The following is a 21,480-nucleotide window of genomic DNA, read 5'->3' as shown; positions in this document are numbered from 1 at the left end:
CGCGCCGCTGTCCGCTGTTTACGCTCGTTGTTCGCAACGAAACGCCGAGTAATAGCCGATTGTCTCGACTCACTAACCGAAACGACCGGCGTCCTTATGCACGAATTCCACCCCGTGGTGGGAAAATGCGATCCGGTAGTACGAAGTCCGGCAATTCGGGGTATCAGACAGTACGTCCGGCGTGCCAACGCAGTGCCGATGGAGCCGGAGCTGCAGTCGAACGGTGGGGTCCTGACGGGCGTGTGATCCGCGACGGAGGGCTTCGCGGCGGCGGGGGCGACCGATGAGTCGACGCCGAACGACGGTCGCCGTCGTTCTAGTCGCGGCCGCGATGGTGGGAAGCGTCGTCGCGTTGCCGCTACTCGGTGGCGGCCTCGGCCCGTTCGGTTCAGACGACGGGGACGCCGACGCGGCCGCTGCGTCGCCGCTCGAGGACGAATCGCAGGCCGCACTGCAGGAAAACGGAAGTCAGGAGGGAGTCCAATCGGCGGCCGACTCGGACTTCGAACTGGTGACGCTGGAGTCGCCAGCGGCGGACGGCGAGTCGACTGGCGCGGGCGGAACGAACGAGCAGGTCGCGATCCAAGGGGACCGCGAGGACGCCGTCGAAACCGGCGTCGACGAGGGGATTGCACTCGTGCAGTCCCAAGGCGTCGAGGTGACCCAAGAGCAGCGAACGGCGGCGCTCGAGGGGGCGCGAGAATCGGCGTCCCAGTACCAATCCGTCGAAGCCGAGCAGGTTCAGGCGGCGACGAAGGGTGCCGTCCACGGCGCGCTGATTCAGGAGCAGTCGGTCAACGCCACCCAGATCCAGTACGCGATCGGCGGCGCGACCGATGGCGGGCTCTCCCAGTCGCAATCGGTGAACGCCACCCAGCTACAGAGCGCGACCTGGGGCGCGGCACACGGTGCGGTCGCCCAGAGTCAGCGCGTGAGCGTCGAGCAGTTACAGGTCGCGACCAACGGCGCGGCCGCCGGTGCAGCGAGCGAGGCCGGTGCGAAAGACATCGGAACGGTAGCGAAAATTCAGGAAGCCGCACAGGGGTCGGCCTACGGCGTCCTGACGCAGTACCAGTCGATATCGGTCGAGCAGCGCCAGCGGGTTACCCTCGAGCACGTCCAGCACGCGGCGGCCGGAGCCGCCGCCGGCTCGCTCGAGGGGAGTGCGGACGCGGTGCTCGAGCAGGAACAGCGCGTCGAGGCCGAGCAACGCCAGCGCGTGACGATCAAGCAGATTCAGAAGTCCGCGGCCGGGGCGGCGAAGGGCGCGCTCGTCCAGGAGCAAGCGGTCTCGGTCGAACAGACCCAAGCGACGGCCCGCGGCGCGAGCCGGGGGTCGCTGAAACAGGTCCAGTCAGTCAGCATCGAGCAGCGCCAGCGGATTTCGATCACGCAGGTACAGGAAGCTTCCTTCGGCGCGGCGAAGGGTGCGATCGCCCAGAGTCAGGAGGCGACCGTCGAGCAGATTCAGGCCGCGGCTGACGGCGGGGCGGGCGGCGCGCTCGTCCAGCGACAGACGGTGTCGGTCACGCAGGTCCAGTCCGCCGCGACCGGCGCCGCGGAGGGCGCGGTTACCAGCGCGATCCAGCGACAGGAAGTCACCGTCGAACAGGTCCAGGCCGCCGCGTTCGGTGCCAGTGAGGGAGCGGTGACCCAGACGCAGGTCGTCGACGTGACGCAGGTCCAGCGCCTCGCGCGCGGCGGTGCGAGCGGTGCGCTCGTCCAATCGCAGGACGCGTCGGTCACGCAGATCCAGACGGCCGCCCGAAGCGCCTGCGAGGAGACGGCTCGAGCGGTCCAGTCCCAGCGGATCAGCATCACGCAGCTCCAGTCCGTGACGGCGGAGACCGCGGCCGACGCGACGGCCTACGCGATTCAGGAGGACACCGACGACATCACCGTCATCAGCCAGCACGTCGAGATCGAGGTCGAACAGCGCATCGAGACGATCGACCGGATCGAGGGCACTGCGTCGCTCGACGTCTCGGACCAAGAGAGCGACGGTGAGAGCGTCACCGTCGGGAACACGTCGCTTTCGGAGGGCGGGTTCGTCGCCGTCTACGAGGGCGTCGCCGTCGACGCCGATCCCGACGACGTCGTCGGCGTCTCGAGCTATCTCGAGGCCGGCGAGCACGAGAACGTGACGATCGACCTCGACGAGCCGCTGAACGAAAGCGGGCCGCTCGTGGCGGTCGCCCACCACGATACGAACGACGACGAGGCGTTCGACTACGTCGAGTCCGACGGTGAGGACGACGTACCATACGTCACCGGAAGCGGAGCGCCGGCGCTCGACGGCGCGTTCGTGACGGTGACCGACGAGTCCGACGAACCCGACGTGGAGCCCAACGCGACGCTGTCGGTGGCCGATCAGGAAGGCGACGGACAAACGCTGACCGTCGACGAGGCGAACGCGTCGGTTCCCTACACCGTGACCGTGACGTACGACGGGGAGACGGTCGAGAGCGACGCGTTCGCGGCCGGCGAGCCGATAACGGATCTCGCGCTCGACCTCGAGCCGCCACTCGAGACGAACGCGTCGGTCGACGTCTCGGTCGTCGGCGAGGACGGAACGGTCCTCGAGAACGAGACGATCGAGTACACGGTCGCGAACGAGACCGACGAGCCCGAAGCGACGCTCTCGGTCGACGATCAGGAGGGTGACGGCGAGACCCTCGAGATCGACGCGGCGAGCGCGACCGTCCCGTACGTCGTGACGGCGGAGTACGACGGCGAACGCGTCGACAGCGAGCAGTTCGAGGCGAACGAGACGGTCGCGGAGGAGCGCCTCGATCTCGAACCGCCACTCGAGGAGAACGCGACCGTCAACGTCTCCGTTCGCGCCGCGGCTGACGACGCGGCACTGGCGACCGAGTCAGTCGAGTACGCGGTCGTCGAGCCGGAGCCCGGGGCACCGACGGCGAACCTCTCGGTCGCCGATCAGACCGGCGACGGCGAGACGCTGACCATCACCTCGGCCAACGCCTCCGTCGAGTACGCGCTGACCGTTACCGACGAAAACGGAACCCAGCTCGCCGAGAGCGAGCCGTTCACGGCCAACGAGACGATCGGCCCGACGGAGTTCGACCTCGATCCCCCGCTCGAGGAGAATTCGACGCTCAACGTCTCGGTCGTCGCGGCCGAGGACGGAACGGCCCTCGAGACGGATGCCGTCGAGTACACAGTCGACGGCGACCTCGCGGACTTCGACGTCGAGTTCGCGAGCTGTTCGCGCGCGGTCGTCGATGCCTCGCTCGAGGACGGCGATCAGGTCGCCGCGAGCACGGGCTTCTACGATCAGGCCGGCTTCGGTAACACGATCATCGAAGACTACGTCGCCGTCGGCGAGGACGTCGAGGCTCCGTTTAACGGGACGATCGTCTTCGAGATCGGCGACGAGCGCAGCATGACGACCGACGGCGACGAGGTGACCGTCGAGGTGCCCGACTACGGCACCTTCGGGACGTACATCTCCGGGATCAGTTCGCCGGAAGCGGTGCCCTTCGCGTCGATCGACTACGCGAACCCCGACGCGCAGACGTGCGCCGAGGAGGCCCGGCCGGACCTACCGTCGCTGTCGGTCGAGGAGACGACGCCGACCGACGACGGCGAGGCCATCGACGTGACGTTCGGCTACGAGAACCCGAACAACGCGACGATGAGCGGAAACAGCGAGTTCGTCGAGGGGACCGCGACCGACGAACCGCCGACCGAGTTGGAACCCGGCGAAAACGCGTTCACCGTCGAGTGGACGCCCGAGAGCGACGACGAGCGGCTCGTCTGGCAGACCGACTTCGCGAACTACGGCTACGACGAGCCCGTGACCGCCGAAACGCCGACCGCCGGCGAGATCGAACCGGCCGACCCTGCGGCGTTCAACGTCTCGATTGCCGGAACCAACGGTCCGGTCGAACAGGGTGAGCAACTCGCGGTCGAAGCCGACGTGCAGAACACCGGCGGCGACGCGGGCGCGCAAACCGTCTCGCTCGCGGTCGGCGACACCGCGGTCGACTCGGAGTCGGTCTCGCTCGAGGCCGGCGAGACCCAGACCGTCTCGTTTACGGCTCCGACGGACGACCTCGAGCCCGGCGAGTATCCGCTCGCGGTCTCGAGCGAGAACGAGACGGCCGAGACGACGGTGACCGTCGTGGAGAGCGGCGAGCCGGCGACGTTCACCGCCTCGATCGCTGGGACCAACAGCCCGGTCGAACAGGGCGAGCCCGTTACGGTCGAGGCCGACCTCGAGAACGTCGGTGACGAAGCCGGAACCCAAGACGTCGAAATCGCTGTCGGCGGTGCGCCCGGCGAGTCGGTGCCGGTTACACTCGAGCCCGACGAAACCCAGACGGCCACGCTGAGTTACGAGACGGACGACCTCGAGCCCGGCGAGTATCCGCTCGCGGTCTCGAGCGAGAACGAGACGGCCGAGACAACGGTCACCGTCGAGACGAGCGGCGAGCCGGCGACGTTCGCCGTGACTGATATCGCCGCGCCCGAGACCGGCGACCCCGGCGAGGAAGTAGCGGTGACGGCGACGGTCGAGAATCAGGGCGATCTCGAGGGGGCCCAGACGGTGACCTACAGCGTCGACGGCCAGCCGGTTTCCGAGGAGAGCGTGACGCTCGCGGGCGGGCAGTCGGCCGAGATCCAGTTCTCGTCGCCGCTGCCCGAGGGCACCTCGACGCACGCGATCGCGACCGACGACGAGCAGGCGTCGGTGACGATCGAAGCGACCGCAGCGGCGACCGCGGAGTCGGACGGCGACGCGGAACCGATCGACGGAACGGAAACGGGTGAGGCGGACGAGCCGACCGAGCCGACGCCACCGGAGCAGCCCGACGAACCGGCACCGCCCGACGAACCGCCGGCGGAGTCGGCGCAACCGGACGACCCCGGCGCGGACAACGAAGCCGACACGTCACCCACGGAGTCCCAGCCGACCGAGACGCCCGACGGCGGGCCGGCGGAAACGCCTGCAGAAGACACGCCGGCCGATCAACCGGCAGAGACGACGGACACCCCCGAGGCGGACGGCGCGGCTGCGGGAGCCGATAGTGAGTCTGCCGGAGCCGCGGCGGGCGCTGCGGATACCGGAAACGAAACCGCCGGCGCCGGATAGCACCGGTGCCTCGGTTCCGGTGTGCCGCTCGCTGACGGCGCTCTCGCTCGGCGGAAATGAAACGTGAAGAAGTCGGTACTTCGAGTCGCGCGTCGCGGCTCAGTGCTGGTGGCCGGTCGCTTCGCCGAACGTGACGCCGAAGCGCTCCTCGAAGAGCTCCATCACACGCTCTTCCTGGGCCTCGAGTTCGTCGTCTGCGTCCTCGCCGTGGTGGACGATGTGGTGGGCGCGGCTGGCGAAAGAGAGCAGCATGACGTCGCCGACCGTCTCGGCGTCGGTCTGGTCGCCCTCGGCGACGAGGTCGACGAGCCCTGAAGGGATCGTGATTTCGTCGGTCGCGCCGTCGTCGGAACTGATCGAGAAGGTCGTCGTCTGGACTTCGTCGGTCATACTCCTACGGTCGGGAACCGTCCCTAAAGGTGCTGTGGCTTGCCCCGGACCGCGCGCCCGGGCGAGACGTGGTGCAGATGCGACCCCCGTGGTGTTTTTGCCCCGCGACGACGAACGCTCTCGTATGCCATCCGTCGAACTCGACGAAGCAACGATCGAGCGGCTGGATGCACTGCGCGTCGAGGACGAGTCCTACGACGAACTCGTCAACGAACTCATCAACATCTACGAAACCAGCGAGTACACGCTCTTTCACGCCGGCGACTGACCGGCCGGCGAGGAGTTGAGTTCGGCACTGTCCGACGAGCCCGCCGGCGACGGTCGTCTCGCTTCAGCCGTCGGCGGCCGTTCGCCGAACCTTCTCCCACTTCCCCTTGGACTCGAGGTGGGACTGCAGTTCGGTCGCGTACTCCTGCGTGAGCCGTTCGGCCGCCTCGCGTTGCTCCCGCTCGGAGGAGCCGCCGCTGCCGCCCATGCCGAGCGCGCCCATGATCGAGTCGAAGATGCCGCCGCCGCTCGAGGAACTCGAGCCGCCGCCCGCGCCCCCGCCGGCCATCGCGCCCATGCCGGTCTGGACGTTCTCGAGTTCGGGGATGATCCCGTCGAGATTGTCCGTGTTGGCGACGATCTGGGCCCGCTCGGGATCGTCGGCGTGTTCGATCTCGAACTCCGTGGCCGTCATGATCAGGCTCCACTGCTGGTTGGAGAACTGCGACGTCTCGATCTGCGAAGCGAACTCCTGATCGACGGTCATCCGCTCGCCGACGATCCGGTCGGTCCACGACGTGTCGCTCATGGCCCCCGGTTGGGCCGGTGGCTGTATCAGCGTTTCCCCTCTCGGCCCCGCAACCGGTGTTCACCGCCGATTCGCGCTCGCCGTCGGAATCGCCCGCGGCGGACCGGAATCGTCACCCGGGCTGACCGTCTCTCGTGTCAGGAAAACGTTAATAGGTATGCTTGCCGTATGATATCGTGACACACGATGTACGACCGCATCCTCGTTCCGACCGACGGCTCGCGTGAAGTCGAGCGCGCACTCGAGTACGCCTTCGACCTCGCGCACGAACACGATGCGACGATCCGCGCGCTCTACGTCGTCAACGCGGCCGGCTACGGCGGGCTCCCCATGGAAACCGCTCTCGAGGGTGTCAGCGACGCGCTCCGCGAGGAGGGGCGAGCGGCGGTCAGCCGCGTCGAGGACCTCGCGCCCGCGGACGTCACGGTCGAGACGGCGGTCCGCGAGGGCTCTCCGAGTCAGGTCATCGTCAACGAGGCCGATCCGCTCGAGTGCGATCTAGTCGTGATGGGGACCCACGGCCGCGGCGGGATCGACCGGCTGCTGCTCGGCAGCGTCACGGAACGGGTCGTCCGACGCGCTTCGGTACCGGTGTTGACGGTGCAGGTCGATCCAGACGGGGTCGACGGCCGCGCCGAAGAGCTCCGGCTCGCCGCGGAGTAACGGATTAGACCGGCCGCAAGTGCTCGCAGTCGCCCGCCGTAACGGTCTCCCGCCCGTTCTCGGTCTCAACGACGAGGGCCCCGGACTCCGTCACGTCGATCGCCTCACCGACGATTTCGCCAGTGGGACGGTCGACGCGTACCCGCTGGCCGATCGTCAGCGCCAGCTCGCGCCACGCGGGGACGACCGCCTCGAGGTCGGTTCGATACCGATCGAACGACTCCAAGAGCCGCTGGACGAACCGTCGCCGGTCGACGTCGCCCGCCTCCTCGCGGATGCTGGTCGCGCCCTCGGGCAGCGCGTCGGCGTCGAGGTTCGCGTTGACGCCGAGCCCGACGGCGAGCCACTCCACGCGGTCGGTCTCCCCTTCCATCTCCGTGAGGATCCCCGCGAGCTTTCGGTAGTCGCCGTCGTCGCCGACCGGGACGACCACGTCGTTAGGCCACTTGATCCGGGCGTCGACGCCCGCCTCTCGAGCCGCCGTGGCCGTGGCGACCGACGCCGCGAGCGTGTACAGCGGGGCCTGCGCGGGCGCGACGGCCGGTCGCGTCAGGACGCTGACCCAGACGCCGCCCGACGGCGAGGACCACTCGCGCTCGAGGCGGCCGCGGCCGCCGACCTGTTCGTCCGCGAGGACGGCCACGTCCGTCGCGCCCTCGGCCGCCAGCTCGCGCGCCCGGTCGTTGGTGCTCCCCACGGAGTCGTGGTACTCGACCGAGAACGGGGCCTCGAGTTCGAACTCGACAGCCGGGGCGTTGTACGCCGCGACGGCGGTCAGTTCGTAGCCGGTCGGTCCGCTCTCGATCTCGAAGTCGGCCTCGCGCAGCCCGTCGATGTGCTTCCAGACGGCCGCCCGCGAGATATCGAGCGACTCGGCCAGTTCGGGCCCCGACACCGGCCCGTCCGCGATCGCCTCGAGGATCGCTCGTCGCGTCTCGTTCATGGACTCGCAAGGGAGTCGCGCGCACTTCAATCGGCTGATCGGCGGCCGCCGCCCGCCGCGGTCGCGCTAGACCTGCTGCACCCAGTCGAGGTACCACGCGTACATTCGCGCGATCTGTGCCTGCTGCGTTTCGACGATGTCGTTCGCCATCGCTTCGACCGCGGGCGACTGTCCCTCCCGGAGGACGAGGTGTGAGAGTTGGATCGCGCCGCGGTGGTGGTTCGCGAACGTTTCGATGAACCGCAGGTCGAAGGTCGTCCCCTCGAGGCGCTGCAGGTACGCGAGTTCGTTCGGGCGGAGGTTGCCGGGGATCGACGTCACCATGTCCCTGACCGCGTCGAGATCGGCCTCGAGCAGGTGCTCGGGTTCGATCCCGGCCTCGGCGAGGATCGATTCGATCCGCACGAGGCCCTCCCGCTGGCCCTCGAGTACCGTCTCGGCGAACTCGGCCAACGCGTCGTGGTTCGTCCGCTCCGGAACCAGCGAGGCGGCTTCGATCCCGCCGCGGTGGTGGTAGGCCATCAACTGGAGAAAGCCCACGTCCGCCAGATTCAGTTCGGTGTCGCTCGCTGCGTCGCCGGCGGGCGTCTCGTCGGAACCGGTCGAGTCACCGCCGGTCGCCGCGGCGGGTGCCGCACCCGACAGTCCCAATGCGAGGCCCGCCGAGGCGAGCGTGCCGGTTTGCAGAAACGAACGGCGCGATGCGTCGGCGGACGAGTCGTCGGAATCCGTTTCGCGTCCCATGGATCGGCCGGACCTCCACCGGGGACGGGGATAAGACTGGTCGTAGTCAGACCACAAAATTCGTCGTTTACAGCGCTATCGCGGGCGATATCTCCCGCTTAGATCGATAGTCTCTCGCTACACAGCACTCGTCACCGGGCGTGGCTCCGCAGTGGGGCGACCGACAGACCACGGCCACGAGCGGACGTTCGCGAACGCGAATCGGATCGCGACCGAACCGCTTGCGAGTCAAGGGGAAACGGACCAGTGGCGGGACAGTAACACTGACGCATGGACCGCGGAGGCCGTCGGGTGAAAGACGCCGTCGAAGTCGAGTTTCGGGTTCGCGACACGTCCTACCCGTTCGTCGACGCGTCGCGGGCCGAGGACTGTCGGCTCGATCTCGAGGTGCTCTTTCCGCATTCCGAGGCCGGGTTCGTCGAGTACTTCACCCTCGAGGGTGCCCGGCCGGAGCGGGTCCTCGAGGCGGTCGACCGGAGCGACGACGTCGACGCGGAACTCGTGGCGCGCCACGAGGACGGCGGTCGATTACGATTCCACGTCCGCGAGCGCTGCGTCGCGAGGAGCGTCGTCGAGTTCGGGGCGATTCCGCGGACCGTCGAGGCCGACGGCGGTGACGGCCGGGTCGTCGCGGAGGTGTCTTCACGGGCCGACGCCGACGAACTCGTCGAGCGATTCGAAACGGAGCATCCGACGGTGACGGTCGACGATTCTCGCGACCGGCAGCGGTCGACGCCGCTGTTTACGCACCACGATTTCAAACAGACCGTTATCGATGCGCTCACCGACAGGCAGCGCGAGGTGTTTCTCACCGCCTACATGAACGGCTACTACGACTGGCCGCGAAAACACGAGGCCACCGAACTCGCCGACGAACTCGGTATCTCGCCGGCGACCTTCTCACAGCACCTCCGGGCCGTCGAAGGGCAACTGTTCAGCATCCTCCTCGATACCGACGACGAGTGCGTGTTCGTCGAGTAGGGCCGACACGCGAGCCCTCGAGGCGGGATGTCGATTAGCCGCGACTCTCGAGGAAGGCGACTAGCCGCGGATCTCGCGCAGTTTCTCGCGGCCCGGCGCGATCAGTTCGTCGAGGTAGGTTGCGAGCGTCCCCTTCGCGTCGGCGGGGTGGAGTTCGCCCGACTCGAGGTCGTCGGCGAGAGCCTCGTAGTCCTCGTAAGTCAGGTCGCCGCCGTACTTCTCGGGGCGCTCGACGACGATTTCGTCGAACCGCGGGAAGACGTGATACTCGAACAGTTCGAGGACGGGGTTCTCGCGCTCGTTGCCGTCGTCGTCCGGCTCCGGATCACGGGTCGGCGGGCAGTACGCCGAGTTGACCTTCTCCTCGAGGTCCTCCGTCGAGTCCTCCATCGAGATGGTGACGCCCTCGCTCGAGGACATCTTCCCCTTACCGCTGGTGAGGTCGGCGACGATGGGCGTGTGCAGGGCCGGCCGGACCTCGTAGTCGACTTCGGGCAGTTTCTCGCGGGCGAGCATGTGGACCTTGCGCTGGTCTAAGCCGCCGACGGCCAGATCGAGGTCGAGGTACTCGATGTCCAAGGTCTGCATCAGCGGGTAGACGAGGTGGCTCACCTTGGCCGTCTCGTCGCCCTGTAGCTCGGCCATCGCGCGCTGGGCGCGGTTCATCGTCGTGTCGACCTCGAGCGTGTGCAGGTCGAGTACGTACTCCTCGTCGAGTTGGAACTCGGAGCCGTAGACGAACTCGGTTTGATCCTCGTCGAGCCCGTAGGCGAGGAACTGGGCTTTCATCTGCTCGGCGGTCTCCTGAATCTCGTCGAAGGTCCCCTTGTCGTTGAGGTAGGCGTGGACATCCGCCAGCAGGATGACGACGTCCATGCCCGCCTCCTGGAGATCGATGAGTTTGTTCGCGGTCAGCAGGTGGCCGAGGTGGAGCACGCCGGAGGGCTCGTAGCCGACGTAGGCGCGTTTCCCCGCGGGATCCGCCGCGAGGTCGCGGACCTCCTCGTCGGTGACGACCTCCTCGGCGTTTCGCGTGATCAGGTCGTAGGTATCCATTGCTGTCTGAGTGGAATCAACGGACGGATTTATGCCTTCTTGAACGACGGTAGTGTCCCGGACGGTCGCACACTCGCGCCCGATGAATTCAAAACGGTGTCAGTGAGTCGACCCGATCGCGGGCCGTCCCCGCGAGGTAGCCGGTCGCCGCGCCGACGCCGGCCCCGACCGCACCGCCCGCCGGTCCGGCGAGACCGCCGACCTTCCCGCCGAGTTTCGCTCCCTCGGCCGCGCCGCGGGAGGCGTGTTCCGATCGCAGACATGGTGGCTCGAGCGATGGCATCGCCCGACCGTTCGGTGCGGTGACAGATAATAGTTGGTCTCGAGCGAGACCGCGGCCGATCAGAGGTCGCCTGACCGGATCCGTTCCTCCGCCTCCTCGAGCGCTCGGTCCCGGTCGAAGGCCTCGACGATCTCTCGAAGTTCGTCTTCGTCGGCGTCGGCCAACTCGCGGGCGTGCGCGGTGATGTTCGGCACCGCGCGGATGATGTTGTCCACGATCGGCACGTCGGCGACCTGCGGCGAGCGCGACAGCGGGTTGAGGTCGATCACGATCTCGGTCTTGCCCATCTCGTCTAGCGCCTCGGCGCGGTCGCCGTCCTCGAGCGGTACGAGCACGACGTCGGCCGCGTAGATGCCGTCGGCGTCGACCTTCGCCCGCTTGTGGTCGAGGTTCGGAATCCGCGCATCGGCCTCGAGTCCCTTCACCTCGTCCGCGCCGTGCTCGCGCAGGTGATCGGCGATGGCCTCGATCCGCTCTGGGGTGCGATTGAAGAGGTTGACCTCGAGATCGGCACCCGTCGCGTCGGCGAGGGCGGCCATCCCGCCGGGGACCAGCGCCGCGACGTTGCCGTTGATCGAGAGCACCGGCCGCTCGGCGAGCAGGAGGTGGGCCGCGGCGGCCCGTTCGGCGTCGTCGGCGCTCAGAATCGTCTCCTCGCCCAGCAGGTAGTCGAAGGCGCTGCCCCGACCCTCGGCGTGCATCCCCTGCAGATGCGTGATCCCCTTCTCGATGCCCGCCTCGATCCGGTGGCGGGTGAGCAGGTCCTGATATCTGGGGTGATCCTCCGGGATCTCCTCCTCGTGCTCGACGTCGGCGGAGACGCTGTCGTAATCGCTCACGATCGTACTCGGGTCGGTCGGTAAAAAAGTCGATTGATAGCCGTCGATAGCCGGGGAGACCGCTATTCCGTGAACGTGATCCAGCCCTCGGGGGCCTGCGCCTTCACGTCGTTCATCGCCTCGCGGGCGTCGGTCCGGCTCTCGTAGGTCTGGGTGCTTTCGGCCATCGTCGTCCCGTACTCGTCGATCAGCTGCCAGACCCAGCCGTCCTCCGCGGTGTGGAGTTCGAACGAGACGCTGTCGATCTCGAGGATGCTCGCGGACTCGATCAGTTCGCGGACGGCCTCGAGGGCCGCGCGCGCGTCGTCGGCCGTCTCGTGGGTCTCGGAGCCGGTCGCGACGGTCCGGCCGTCCTCGTCGATGAGCCGCCACTGCCAGCGGTCGTCCTCGTCGGCGACGAGTTCGAAGGAGGCGACGTCGAAGTCGACGCGGCCGGCCATCGGCGCGAGCTGGCGGACCTCCTCGATCGCGTCGAACAGGTCGGCCTTGCTCGCGGCGGTGCCGACCCCGTTGGCGATCACTTCGCGGTCGCGGTCGACGAGTTCCCACGACCAGTCGTCGGAACCGTCGAGTCGGATCGCGGCGTCGTCGATCGCGAAGATCGGCGCGTCGGTCGCGTTCGCCTGCAGTTCGTCAACGCCGGCCATCGCGGCCTCGCGGTCGGCGTAGGAGATACTCGAGTCGGCGATCTCCTCGCGATCGCGGTCGAGCAGTCGGAAGCGCCACTCGTCGGTACCGTAGAGCTGGACCGACACGTCACCGATCGTGTAGCGACCGGCCGACGCGGCGGCGTCGCGGATGTCGTCGAGGCTGTCGACCAGTTCGTCGCGGGTCGGGTACGCCTCGCCGTCGACGGCGACGGTCTCGCCGGACGGCATGACGAACCGCCAGTGCCAGTCCTCGGTCGCGTACGTCTGGAAGACCGCCCGATCCATCGTCCGGACGTCGGAGTCGAGATACTCGAGCAGGCGGTTCATCGCCTGTCGCGCGGCGCCGCGAGTCGGGTGAGTCGCCGGGTCCTCGGCGACGAGTTTGCCGGCCTCGTCGATGAGCCGCCAGCCCCACTCGTCGTCCTCGTTGACGAACAGTTCGAACGCCGCAGTCTCGATCTCGAGCAGTTCGGCGTCGGGGGCCTGCTCTTTGAGCGTCATCATCGCTTCGGCGGCCTCGCCGCGGGAGGTGTGTTCCTCGCCGCTGTCGGCCAGCACGTTGCCGTCCTCGTCGATGAGCCGCCAGCGCCACTCGCCGGAGTCGGCCTCGTAGACCTGGAAGGCGGCGTTCTCGAACTCGATGAGCTCGGCCTCGCTGGCCTGCTCGCGGACGCGTTCGATCGCCGTCGTCGCCGCTTCGGCGTCGGCGTGTGGCTCGGTGCTCGCGGCGACGACCTCGCGGTCGTCGGTGACGAGCCGCCAGTGCCACGGGCTGGTGTCGTCCGCCGCCGGCGCGTCGTCCGCGACCGTTCCGCCGTCGGCGGCCGGTTCTGGTTCCTCGAACGGCGTCGGAAGGTCGTCGTCCTCGCCGCCCGGCGCGTCGTCGGGAGCCGCGTCGGCCTCGGCCTCGGCCTCGGCGGGGTAGACCTCGTACTCCGCGTCCTCGATCTCGACGACATCCGACTCGAGCGCGTGGTCGCCGAACTGGTCGGTCCACCGCTCGGACGCGTCGCGTTCGGCGGTCCCCTCGGGACCCCGCGCGACGACGTGTTCGTTCGCGTCGACGAGCCGGTAGCGCCACTCCTCGCCGGACTCGTAGAGTTCGTACGTCGGCTCGCCGGAGACAGTGACCGACGCCGACTCGAGCGCCGGCAGCAGCGCCTCGGCGGCCTTCTCGGCGTCGCGCCGGGAGTCGAACTCGGCGGCGCTGCTCGCGACGACCTCGTCGGCGGCGTCGACGAACCGCCACGTCCAGCCGTCGGCCCGTTCACAGAGTTCCACGCCGATGTGCTCGACGTCGAGCACTCGCGCGCGGTCGAACCGCTCGGCGAACGAGCGGGCGGCCTCCTCGGCTCGCTCCTGCGTCGAATGCCCGTCCTCGCTCGAGGCGAGCGGCGTTCGGTCGTCGTCGACGAGCTGCCAGTGCCACTGATCGCGCTTCTCGGCGTAGGTGAACGCGGCCCCCTCGATTTCGATCACGTCGGCGTCCGGGCCGCGGTCTTTCAGGAAGCTCACCGACTCCTCGGCGCCGTCACGCCGGTCGAACTCGCCGGCACAGGAGCCGACGATGCTGCCGTCGTCGCGCGCGAGCGTCCACTGCCACGTCCCGTCGCGGTCCTCGTAGAGCCGGAACGCGGAGGTCGTCAGCTCCATCAGCCCCGCGGAGCTGATCTGGTTCTGAACGCGCTCGATGCCCTCCGTCGCGTCCGGCCGCGTCACGGCGCTCTCCGTGCTCTGGGCCAGCGCCTCGAGGTGGAGGACGTGCCACTTCCAGTCGCCGTTGTCGTCGCGGAAGGCGGCGAACTGGGCTCCTTCCATCGCGTCGCCCGTAAGAATCGGCGGATCGTCCGTCGTTCCTTCCTCCTCGACGAACATCCCCTTCTGTCCCGTGAGCACGGGAACGAGGGCCGTCACGCCCGCGATGATCCCGATACCGAACGTGTAGACCGAAATGACCTCGACGCTGTAGTCGACGCCGAGATTCCGCCAGTTGTACGGATACGCCCACCCGAAAAAGCCGACGCCCCCCAACGCGACGAGCAGTCCGACGACGCTCGCCTGAATCCCCCTCGTCCGCACCGGCAACATGAGGACGATCCCGAACAGACAGAAGGCCAGCCCCGTCGCGGCCGTGACCCCCGAAATCCTGATCAGCGTGTAGGAATTCCCCTCGCCCGCGTAGCCGATCACGAACGACGCCACGCCGGCGGCCCCGATGATGTAGCCGACGATAAACAGCCAATAGCCGTAGACGTCCTTGCTTGAGTCGGGTTCGCCGACGTAGTGTTCATACAGTTGAAACAGGTTTTGGTGAATGTCAGTCAGTGATGCCATTGCCAAACTTGACCGGATAACTTGAACGAATCATAATAAAGTTCTGGCTAGCCATACGAAATCAGTCATGTAGGTTCAGAATAATCTATCCGGCAGTGATCCGGTCCTCGCAGTCCGCCGATAGAATCGAAAAACGCGCCCTTACAGGCAGTTATATCCGCTCTATCGCCAATTTTCGAGTGATCCGATACCGACGTAGAGCGTCGGCGTCGAATCGAATCGGATTCCGTCCGCGAAAACGATCGCTGAATCAAGTCCGACCACCGACTGTCCGGCGATTCGGCGGCAGATATCTACACCGGCTGATAGATAGCGGGGGTACTTAACTACCGCAACACCGCGCCGGCCGGATGCGTCGCACAGACCGACGGCTCGTAGCCGGCGTCGGAGAGCCCCGTCCCGAGCGCGAAGACGGTTTCGCCGAGCATGGCCATCGACGCCTGTCCGTCGGCCGCCGAGACCTCGCGGATCGCCTCAGCGACTCGCTCCGTGAGCAGGCCGGCGTCGCGCGCGAACAGCCTCGAGGCGTACAGCAAGGAGAGTAGCGTCGGTTCCTCGACGACCCGGGAGAGCGCCTCCTTGCCGGCGGTCGTGAGCTGCTCGGTGTCGCCCGAGAGCACGTCGGCCGTCGAGAGTTCGCCGAACGAAACGTACTCGACGCGCGCCCGCGCCGGAATCGCGTCGAGCTTGTTGTCCTGTGGCCCGCCCGGCTCGAGGCGGATCGGAACGCCGCCGTGGGCCTGCGCGACCACGTCTCCGAGTCCCGTCCCGGCCTGTACCTCGGCACCGTGAGCGATCGTCACGAGTTCGTTCTCCGAGAGCTTGCGCTCGAAGACGCGGTTCGCCGCGAGCGCCGTACCGAGCGCCATCGCTCCCGAGACGCCGAACCCGGCTCCGAGCGGCAGTTCGGAATTCGCTTCGACGCGGGCGGTCGCGTCGAGCGTCTCGAGGACGGTCGTCACCGGATCGACCTCGAGTTCGGTTCCGTCGAGGACGATCGCTGATTCCTCTGCCGGTTCGACCGTTACTTCGACACCGTCTGTGAGCGTCAGTCCCGCCCCTCGTGAGCCGGCTTTCGTCGGATCGTCGTCCGGGTGAGCGCTGAAAAATCCCGTGACGTGTCCGGGGACGAACGCCGTCGCCTCCTCGCGCATTATCCCGTCGTATCGGTCGGAACGATATAACGTTGTAGATTCCCTGCTCGGCGATGGGAGCCGGAGCGACGGGCAAGAACCGGAGGACAGCGCTCGGCGACGTTACGACGAATCGTACGATCGGTTCGCGACGGTCGCCGAGACGAGCGTGGATTCGGTCCGGCGGAGGATCTGTCCGACGGAACTCGCCGAACAGTCCAACTCGGCTGCGATCTCTTCGTAGGTGGCACCGCGCGGATCGTCGTAGTAGCCGTGCTCGTAGGCCATCTCCAGTACCTCCTGCTGGCGCTCGGTGAGGTCGTCGTAGCGCTGATCGACCGACGGCAACGAGTTCGAGACGGCCTCGACGGTGAGGTCTGCGAGTTCCCGGTAGCTCTCGATGAGCCGCTGGACGTCGTCGTCGGGCCCGGTTACGGTCGTTCGAAGCGACGATCGGTCCGGATCGACGTACACGATCGGGTACTGGACGATCACGCCGGTCGTATGGAACGGCTCGATGAACCGGCGATTGAGGTCGGTCGGCTCATACCGAAGCTGTAACATCGTCCGCCCGTCGTCGGCGCTGAGCTCGCGGTCGACGAGTCGCGAGAGGTCGTCGGGAACGTTCGACCGGACCTGTGGCGGCGTTCCGGCCACCTCGAGAAGGGCCTTGACGGTCCCGTCCTCGAGGAGACCGATCTGGTGGATCGCCTCGAATCGAAGGTCGTTCTCGCGACACCACCGCTCGGTTGGATCGAAGTACCCGCGGTGTGGAGTGACAACGTAGGTCGCCCGTTTCATGGTAATAACTCACACAATTATCAATAAAAATGTTCCGCAACCACCAGTTTTGAGTCGTCGATTAGAGCAGTCGCCTCACACAGGCACCTCAAAAGCCGATTTCGACCGCTCTACGGACGGTTTGTGGAATCGGTCTCAGGAATCGCACCCAATCATTTTCAGTGGCGAGTCCCATTCCAATGTCGTTTGCTCCGCTTGTAGGCGTGTTTCCGATCCCGGTGCGCGCGAGTTACGGCGGATGCTCGCGACCGCCACACTGCTCATGATAGTTATACTATCGAAATGTAATCGGACCCCGACATAACTGTATTCAGAACTGAAGAAGAACGAATTACCGTATTACCAATCATGATTTCGATGCACCATGGCAGACAACGACAGCGAGAACGGTACACAGCGACGTTTCGAGGAATCGACCGGATCGACTAGACGATCCATCCTCAAAGCGACTGGCGTGACGGCCATCGCCGGGACGGGACTCGCGGCCGCCTCCGGTTCGGCGTCGGCACAGGTCCTCGGCCCCGATGTCATCGAAATCGACGACGGCCTGTTCGGCTGGAGCGCCGACGGCAGCCTCCCGGTCACGGACGAACTGCTCGTGTTCGTCCACGGCTGGTTCGGCGACACCACCGTCTCGAGTCAGGCCTCGAACGTCGAGAACTCCCTCGAGTCGGGCGGCTATTCGCCGGCCGAGACGGTCGCCATCGAGTGGCCTGCGACCAACTTCAACTTCATCGGCGCGGAAGCCGACACCGAGAACGTCGGCGGGGTTACGGCCGACCTCATCGAGGAGTTCTACGACAGCGGCGGCGGTAACGTCCGACTGGTCGGCCACTCGCTTGGCGGTCGCTGTGTCCTCTGGGCCGCGACCGAACTCGGCAGCGGCTACCAGATCGAGACCGTCGCCCCGCTGGGCGCGGCCGCCGACGGCTCGGAAGTCTGTGGCAGTCCGTGGAACGCCGGTCTGGACAACGCCTGCGAGGTCCGCAACTACCACTCGAACAACGACTCGACGGTCGGCAGCGCCTACGGCGGCTTCGGTGACACGGCCCTCGGAACGGAGGGCGCCGGCTGCGATCCCGCCCCGAACTACACGGACGTCGATGTCACCGCCAGCGTCGGGAGTCACCTCGCGTATCTGGGCGACTCGATGGTCGGTAGCGACCTCGCCGGCGCTATCAACAGTGGCTCCTGTGACGGTAGCAACGGCGGCTAGGGGTGAGTCTCCCGTCCCGCTGCGCCCGCCGTGAACTGCGATCTCGAGTGCCCGTGTCGTTTTTTCGCTGCGTCCCGCCGTTCCCGTCCGGACTGGCCGCTCGCTCGGGTACGATTCGATAGCCGCGCGACTACGGGGTCTGTAGCCGGACGCGGTGATAAATAGCGGCGGTGTCGTGTCCACCGTTGGACTCGCGCTGCTCGTCCAACGAGCCCCCGCTCGACAGTTGCGCCGTCGCCTTACGGCGACAGGCGCTGCCGGTCACGCGAGACTCCCTTCGGTCGTCTCGCCGGCTCTCAGGTCTGTCGCCTATGGCGACAGACGCTGACGATCACGCGGGAACAGTACAGCTTCTCGGATGTTGTCCAGCCCGAGGATGGTCATGAGCAGGCGCTCGCCGCCGAGGCCGAAGCCAGCGTGGGGCGGCATGCCGTACTTGAACATCTTGGTGTAGTACTCGAACTGGTCGGGATCGAGGCCCTGCTGTTCGAAGCCCTCGATGAGCTTCTCGTGGCGGTGCTCGCGCTGGCCGCCCGAAACCAGTTCCATGCGCGGGTGCATCAGGTCGAAGCCGGTCGAGAGTTCGGGGTCGTCGTCGTGGTCCTTGATGTAGAACGGCTTGATCTCGCTGGGCCAGTCGGTGATGAAGTAGTGGCCGCCAACGTCCTGTCCGAGGGCCTCCTCGGCCGGCGTCGAGAGGTCGTCGCCCCAGACGAGCTGCTCGTCGAGTTCGCCCGTCGCGTTGATGCGCTCGATGGCCTCCTCGTAGCTGATGCGCGGGAAGTCACCCTCCGGAACCTCGAAGTCCTCGGCGAGGTCGAGTTCCTCGAGTTGCTCGCCGAAGTTCTCCTGTACGGACTCGTAGGACGCTTTGACGATGCCCTCGGCAACGTCCATGGCGTCTTCGTGGTCGCAGAACGCACCCTCGAAGTCGATCGAGGTGGCCTCGTTGAGGTGTCGCGGCGTGTTGTGCTCTTCGGCGCGGAAGATCGGACCGATCTCGAAGACGCGCTCGACGTTCGAGCCAGCGATCAGCTGCTTGAACAGCTGTGGCGACTGGTTCATGAAGGCCTCCTCGCCGAAGTAGGTGATCGGGAACAGTTCGGTGCCGCCCTCGGTCCCCGTGGCGACGATCTTCGGCGTGTTGATCTCCGTACAGCGGAACTCGCGGAACTGGTCGCGGACCGCGCGCAGCACGTCCGAGCGGATCTCGAAGATCGTCTGAACGTCTTCCTTGCGCAGGTCGAGCGTGCGGTTGTCGAGTCGCGTCGAGAGGTCGGCGTCGACCTTCTCGGAGGGGTCGAGCGGCAGTTCCGGGTCCGCGGGCGCGACGACCTCGACGGACTCGGGCGTGACCTCGACGCCCGTCGGCGCGCGGGGCTCTTCCTCGACCGCACCGGAGACTTTGACGACGCTCTCGCGGGAGACGCCGAGACCGGTCTCGACTAGCTCCTCGTCCATCTCGTCTTTCTCGAACTTGATCTGGATCTTGCCACTCGTATCCCGGAGAATCAGGAAGGCGATGCCCCCGAGATCGCGGATCTCGTGGACCCAGCCGGCGACCGTCGCGTCGTCACCCGGCTCGGCGTCGGCAGTGTAGGTTCTGTCCTGCATACCACCCGATTCACGCAGGCGGAACTTAAGCACAGTCGTTCGGAGTCGTGATCGGCGACCGACGAGCGCGCAATTGGCACCCCCGAGCGCTCGAGTGCGCTCCGAGCACGCTCGAACTCCCACCCACGGAGCAATGGCACATCGCCGTCCGCGTCTTTTTGGGTCCCGCGGCGGTGCCGCTAGGTATGGACGGCCTCGAGCGACTCGCGGACGATATCCGGAACGGTGAGACGGTCGTCGCCTTCACCGGCGCGGGCATCTCAGCGCCCTCGGGCGTGCCGACGTTCCGCGGCGACGACGGCGTCTGGGAACGATTCGACGAGGGACAGTTCGCCTACGGCCGATTGCAGCGCGATCCGGCGGGGTTCTGGGACGACCGCGTCGACCTCCAACAGGAGATGTTTGACGGCGAGTTCGAACCCAACGCGGCCCACGAGGCGCTGGCCGCGATGGGACGGGACGGCGACCTCGAGGCGATCCTCACCCAGAACACCGACGGGTTACACGGCGAGGCGGCGGCCTCGGCCCACGAGGGGACGACCGACGGTGAGAGCGCCGGCGAGGCGACGGTTCTCGAACTCCACGGCAACGCTCAGCGAGTCCGCTGTACCGACTGCGGGAAGCGAAGGGACGGCGAGCCGATCTTCGAGCGCGCGGCCGAGGGAGAACTACCGCCGACCTGCGACTGCGGCGGCGTCTTCAAACCCGATGTCGTCCTCTTCGGCGAGCAGCTTCCGGGTGCGGTCATCCAGCGCGCCCGGTCGCTCGCCCGCGAGAGCGACGTCTTCCTCGCGATCGGCTCCTCGCTCGTCGTCGAACCGGCCGCGTCGCTGCCGCGACTCGCCGCGTCGACCGGCGCGACGGTGGGAATCGTCAACCTCGAGTCGACGCCATGTGACGACATCGCCGATATCGTCTCTCGAGCGGACGTGACGGACGCGCTGCCGCGGCTGCGAGCGCTCGTCGTCGAGTAGGGGCCGTTGCCGCGCCGCTCGAGTGTGCGTGCTGTGGAAACCGCAGCCGAATCGAATCGGAAGAAGAGCGGAACGGTGAGCTTGATCGCGCGTTAGGCGTCGTTCGCCGCCGCGACGGTCTCGCGGACGGCCTCGATCCCCTCGTCGTGTGCGAGGTCGCCGACGACGACGACGTCTGCGTACTGGGCCATCGCGTACGCAGAGTCGTAGTCGTGGATGCCGCCGCCGTAGAACAGCGTCGACTCGTCGGTGGCCTCGGCGGCGGCCTCGACGACCGCCTCGTCGCCGAGGGTGCCGGAGTACTCGACGTAGACGATCTCCTGGCCGAACATGTGCTCGGCGACGGTCGCGTACGCGCCGACATCGTCGGCCTCGAGGTCGCAGTTCGCCTCGGTCAGTTCCGCCACGTCGGCCTCGGGATTCATGACGATGTAGGCTTCCGTCGTCGTCCGCTCCCAGTCGAGTTCGCCCTCGAGCCGGACCCACTCCTTGTGAGCCTCGGTGATCCAGAACGGCGAGCCGGCGTTGAAGACGGTCGGGATGAGATAGCCGTCGAGCGCGTCGTCCTCGAGGACGACTTCGGGGTTCGACGGCTCCTGATAGAGCGCCACGTCGTGTTCGGCACACGCCTCGATGACGGCGCTCATGTTCTCCTCGGTGATGCCCATGGTGCCGCCGACTTCGATCGCGTCGGTGCCGGTCGCACAGAGATCGCCGTAGGTCACGCCCTCGGGTAACTCCTTGTCCGGATCGATCTTGAGAATATGATTCCAATCGTCCCAGGGGGTAGTCATACCGCTCCGTTTCCCGACAACCAGCAAAAACGCTACGGAACGACCCCGTCTCGAGACGTGCACGCCAGAAGCGCCGCCTGGCTCGGACACGAGGGCTAGCGCGGCGATCTGATCGCTGTCGAGTCCGGCCGCGATCACCCGATTCGATCG

The 21,480-nt window shown here is 67.0% G+C and carries 19 protein-coding genes; 7 read left to right on the top strand and 12 right to left on the bottom strand.

The features are described 5' to 3' along the window. Nucleotides 1–283 precede the first annotated feature (283 nt). Nucleotides 284–5,119 carry a DUF7282 domain-containing protein gene (locus tag FEJ81_RS04965; protein ID WP_138244238.1) on the top strand — a complete coding sequence of 1,612 codons (4,836 nt, stop codon included), beginning with the start codon at nucleotides 284–286 and terminating at the stop codon, nucleotides 5,117–5,119. 99 nt (nucleotides 5,120–5,218) lie between these two features. Here the strand turns inward: FEJ81_RS04965 and FEJ81_RS04960 are convergent, their stop codons facing one another. Beyond that, nucleotides 5,219–5,509 carry a DUF7545 family protein gene (locus tag FEJ81_RS04960; RefSeq protein WP_138244237.1) on the bottom strand — a complete coding sequence of 97 codons (291 nt, stop codon included), beginning with the start codon at nucleotides 5,507–5,509 and terminating at the stop codon, nucleotides 5,219–5,221. A gap of 124 nt (nucleotides 5,510–5,633) precedes the next feature. Here FEJ81_RS04960 and FEJ81_RS23045 point away from each other — a divergent pair, with 124 nt between their 5' ends. Further along, entirely contained in the window at nucleotides 5,634–5,777 is a 144-nt protein-coding gene (locus FEJ81_RS23045; protein ID WP_175416357.1) for a DUF7557 family protein, read from the top strand. Nucleotides 5,778–5,840: 63 nt separating this feature from the next. Here FEJ81_RS23045 and FEJ81_RS04955 read toward each other — a convergent pair whose 3' ends face one another. Continuing rightward, on the bottom strand, nucleotides 5,841–6,305 hold the full coding sequence (locus FEJ81_RS04955; protein WP_138244236.1) for a DUF5799 family protein: 465 nt from the start codon (nucleotides 6,303–6,305) through the stop codon (nucleotides 5,841–5,843). A 186-nt stretch (nucleotides 6,306–6,491) separates the two neighbouring features. Here FEJ81_RS04955 and FEJ81_RS04950 point away from each other — a divergent pair, with 186 nt between their 5' ends. After that, entirely contained in the window at nucleotides 6,492–6,968 is a 477-nt protein-coding gene (locus FEJ81_RS04950; protein WP_138244235.1) for a universal stress protein, read from the top strand. A 4-nt stretch (nucleotides 6,969–6,972) separates the two neighbouring features. Here FEJ81_RS04950 and FEJ81_RS04945 read toward each other — a convergent pair whose 3' ends face one another. Further along, entirely contained in the window at nucleotides 6,973–7,911 is a 939-nt protein-coding gene (locus FEJ81_RS04945; RefSeq protein WP_138244234.1) for a biotin--[acetyl-CoA-carboxylase] ligase, read from the bottom strand. Between the two features lie 66 nt (nucleotides 7,912–7,977). Then, a complete protein-coding gene (locus tag FEJ81_RS04940) occupies nucleotides 7,978–8,655 on the bottom strand; it encodes a DUF305 domain-containing protein (RefSeq protein WP_138244233.1) in 678 nt (225 codons plus the stop codon). 151 nt (nucleotides 8,656–8,806) lie between these two features. On the opposite strand from FEJ81_RS04940, the gene FEJ81_RS23040 reads away from it, so the two are divergent. Further along, complete coding sequence (locus FEJ81_RS23040) at nucleotides 8,807–8,950, top strand: hypothetical protein (protein ID WP_175416356.1); 144 nt, start codon at nucleotides 8,807–8,809, stop codon at nucleotides 8,948–8,950. Further along, complete coding sequence (locus FEJ81_RS04935) at nucleotides 8,947–9,636, top strand: helix-turn-helix domain-containing protein (RefSeq protein WP_229504758.1); 690 nt, start codon at nucleotides 8,947–8,949, stop codon at nucleotides 9,634–9,636. The genes FEJ81_RS23040 and FEJ81_RS04935 overlap by 4 nt, the downstream gene beginning before the upstream one ends. A gap of 60 nt (nucleotides 9,637–9,696) precedes the next feature. Here FEJ81_RS04935 and FEJ81_RS04930 read toward each other — a convergent pair whose 3' ends face one another. The 6 genes from FEJ81_RS04930 to FEJ81_RS04905 form a co-directional block, all read right to left on the bottom strand. Then, nucleotides 9,697–10,692 carry a tyrosine--tRNA ligase gene (locus FEJ81_RS04930; RefSeq protein ID WP_138244231.1) on the bottom strand — a complete coding sequence of 332 codons (996 nt, stop codon included), beginning with the start codon at nucleotides 10,690–10,692 and terminating at the stop codon, nucleotides 9,697–9,699. A gap of 88 nt (nucleotides 10,693–10,780) precedes the next feature. Further along, on the bottom strand, nucleotides 10,781–10,975 hold the full coding sequence (locus FEJ81_RS04925; protein WP_138244230.1) for a hypothetical protein: 195 nt from the start codon (nucleotides 10,973–10,975) through the stop codon (nucleotides 10,781–10,783). Nucleotides 10,976–11,034: 59 nt separating this feature from the next. After that, a complete protein-coding gene (locus FEJ81_RS04920; protein ID WP_138244229.1) occupies nucleotides 11,035–11,814 on the bottom strand; it encodes a 4-phosphopantoate--beta-alanine ligase in 780 nt (259 codons plus the stop codon). A gap of 62 nt (nucleotides 11,815–11,876) precedes the next feature. Beyond that, nucleotides 11,877–14,798: a YegP family protein gene (locus FEJ81_RS04915; protein ID WP_138244228.1), complete on the bottom strand. Its 2,922-nt coding sequence runs from the start codon at nucleotides 14,796–14,798 to the stop codon at nucleotides 11,877–11,879. A 326-nt stretch (nucleotides 14,799–15,124) separates the two neighbouring features. Next, nucleotides 15,125–15,952: a pantoate kinase gene (locus FEJ81_RS04910; RefSeq protein ID WP_138244227.1), complete on the bottom strand. Its 828-nt coding sequence runs from the start codon at nucleotides 15,950–15,952 to the stop codon at nucleotides 15,125–15,127. Nucleotides 15,953–16,054: 102 nt separating this feature from the next. After that, nucleotides 16,055–16,732 carry a helix-turn-helix domain-containing protein gene (locus tag FEJ81_RS04905; RefSeq protein ID WP_138244226.1) on the bottom strand — a complete coding sequence of 226 codons (678 nt, stop codon included), beginning with the start codon at nucleotides 16,730–16,732 and terminating at the stop codon, nucleotides 16,055–16,057. A 364-nt stretch (nucleotides 16,733–17,096) separates the two neighbouring features. Here FEJ81_RS04905 and FEJ81_RS04900 point away from each other — a divergent pair, with 364 nt between their 5' ends. After that, nucleotides 17,097–17,948 (top strand): esterase/lipase family protein, encoded by an 852-nt coding sequence (locus FEJ81_RS04900; RefSeq protein ID WP_138244225.1) that lies wholly within the window; start codon nucleotides 17,097–17,099, stop codon nucleotides 17,946–17,948. A gap of 309 nt (nucleotides 17,949–18,257) precedes the next feature. On the opposite strand, the gene aspS is transcribed toward FEJ81_RS04900, so the two are convergent. After that, on the bottom strand, nucleotides 18,258–19,562 hold the full coding sequence (aspS, locus tag FEJ81_RS04895) for an aspartate--tRNA(Asn) ligase (protein ID WP_138244224.1): 1,305 nt from the start codon (nucleotides 19,560–19,562) through the stop codon (nucleotides 18,258–18,260). A 185-nt stretch (nucleotides 19,563–19,747) separates the two neighbouring features. Between aspS and FEJ81_RS04890 the strand changes: the two genes are divergently transcribed. Then, the gene (locus tag FEJ81_RS04890; protein ID WP_138244223.1) at nucleotides 19,748–20,536 is read left to right on the top strand and encodes an SIR2 family NAD-dependent protein deacylase; all 789 of its coding nucleotides are present in this window, start codon (nucleotides 19,748–19,750) and stop codon (nucleotides 20,534–20,536) included. A gap of 92 nt (nucleotides 20,537–20,628) precedes the next feature. On the opposite strand, the gene FEJ81_RS04885 is transcribed toward FEJ81_RS04890, so the two are convergent. After that, entirely contained in the window at nucleotides 20,629–21,330 is a 702-nt protein-coding gene (locus FEJ81_RS04885) for a phosphoglycerol geranylgeranyltransferase (RefSeq protein WP_138244222.1), read from the bottom strand. Nucleotides 21,331–21,480 lie beyond the last annotated feature (150 nt).

Origin of the sequence: Natrinema versiforme (genome assembly GCF_005576615.1) — an archaeon.
Classification (GTDB): Archaea; Halobacteriota; Halobacteria; order Halobacteriales; family Natrialbaceae; genus Natrinema; species Natrinema versiforme_A.
The sequence above is the reverse complement of the archived record's forward strand: the minus strand, read 5'-3'. Positions and strand labels throughout refer to the sequence as shown.

What these genes read in the sequence shown, in the direction of transcription:
- FEJ81_RS04925 (WP_138244230.1), bottom strand. Translation starts at nt 10,975, where the DNA reads ATGCCATCGCTCGAGCCACCATGTCTGCGATCGGAACACGCCTCCCGC.
- FEJ81_RS04905 (WP_138244226.1), bottom strand. Translation starts at nt 16,732, where the DNA reads ATGAAACGGGCGACCTACGTTGTCACTCCACACCGCGGGTACTTCGAT.
- FEJ81_RS04910 (WP_138244227.1), bottom strand. Translation starts at nt 15,952, where the DNA reads ATGCGCGAGGAGGCGACGGCGTTCGTCCCCGGACACGTCACGGGATTT.
- FEJ81_RS04930 (WP_138244231.1), bottom strand. Translation starts at nt 10,692, where the DNA reads ATGGATACCTACGACCTGATCACGCGAAACGCCGAGGAGGTCGTCACC.
- FEJ81_RS04945 (WP_138244234.1), bottom strand. Translation starts at nt 7,911, where the DNA reads ATGAACGAGACGCGACGAGCGATCCTCGAGGCGATCGCGGACGGGCCG.
- FEJ81_RS04915 (WP_138244228.1), bottom strand. Translation starts at nt 14,798, where the DNA reads ATGGCATCACTGACTGACATTCACCAAAACCTGTTTCAACTGTATGAA.
- aspS (WP_138244224.1), bottom strand. Translation starts at nt 19,562, where the DNA reads ATGCAGGACAGAACCTACACTGCCGACGCCGAGCCGGGTGACGACGCG.
- FEJ81_RS04890 (WP_138244223.1), top strand. Translation starts at nt 19,748, where the DNA reads ATGGACGGCCTCGAGCGACTCGCGGACGATATCCGGAACGGTGAGACG.
- FEJ81_RS04900 (WP_138244225.1), top strand. Translation starts at nt 17,097, where the DNA reads ATGGCAGACAACGACAGCGAGAACGGTACACAGCGACGTTTCGAGGAA.
- FEJ81_RS04885 (WP_138244222.1), bottom strand. Translation starts at nt 21,330, where the DNA reads ATGACTACCCCCTGGGACGATTGGAATCATATTCTCAAGATCGATCCG.
- FEJ81_RS04965 (WP_138244238.1), top strand. Translation starts at nt 284, where the DNA reads ATGAGTCGACGCCGAACGACGGTCGCCGTCGTTCTAGTCGCGGCCGCG.
- FEJ81_RS04955 (WP_138244236.1), bottom strand. Translation starts at nt 6,305, where the DNA reads ATGAGCGACACGTCGTGGACCGACCGGATCGTCGGCGAGCGGATGACC.
- FEJ81_RS04960 (WP_138244237.1), bottom strand. Translation starts at nt 5,509, where the DNA reads ATGACCGACGAAGTCCAGACGACGACCTTCTCGATCAGTTCCGACGAC.
- FEJ81_RS23045 (WP_175416357.1), top strand. Translation starts at nt 5,634, where the DNA reads ATGCCATCCGTCGAACTCGACGAAGCAACGATCGAGCGGCTGGATGCA.
- FEJ81_RS04950 (WP_138244235.1), top strand. Translation starts at nt 6,492, where the DNA reads ATGTACGACCGCATCCTCGTTCCGACCGACGGCTCGCGTGAAGTCGAG.
- FEJ81_RS04940 (WP_138244233.1), bottom strand. Translation starts at nt 8,655, where the DNA reads ATGGGACGCGAAACGGATTCCGACGACTCGTCCGCCGACGCATCGCGC.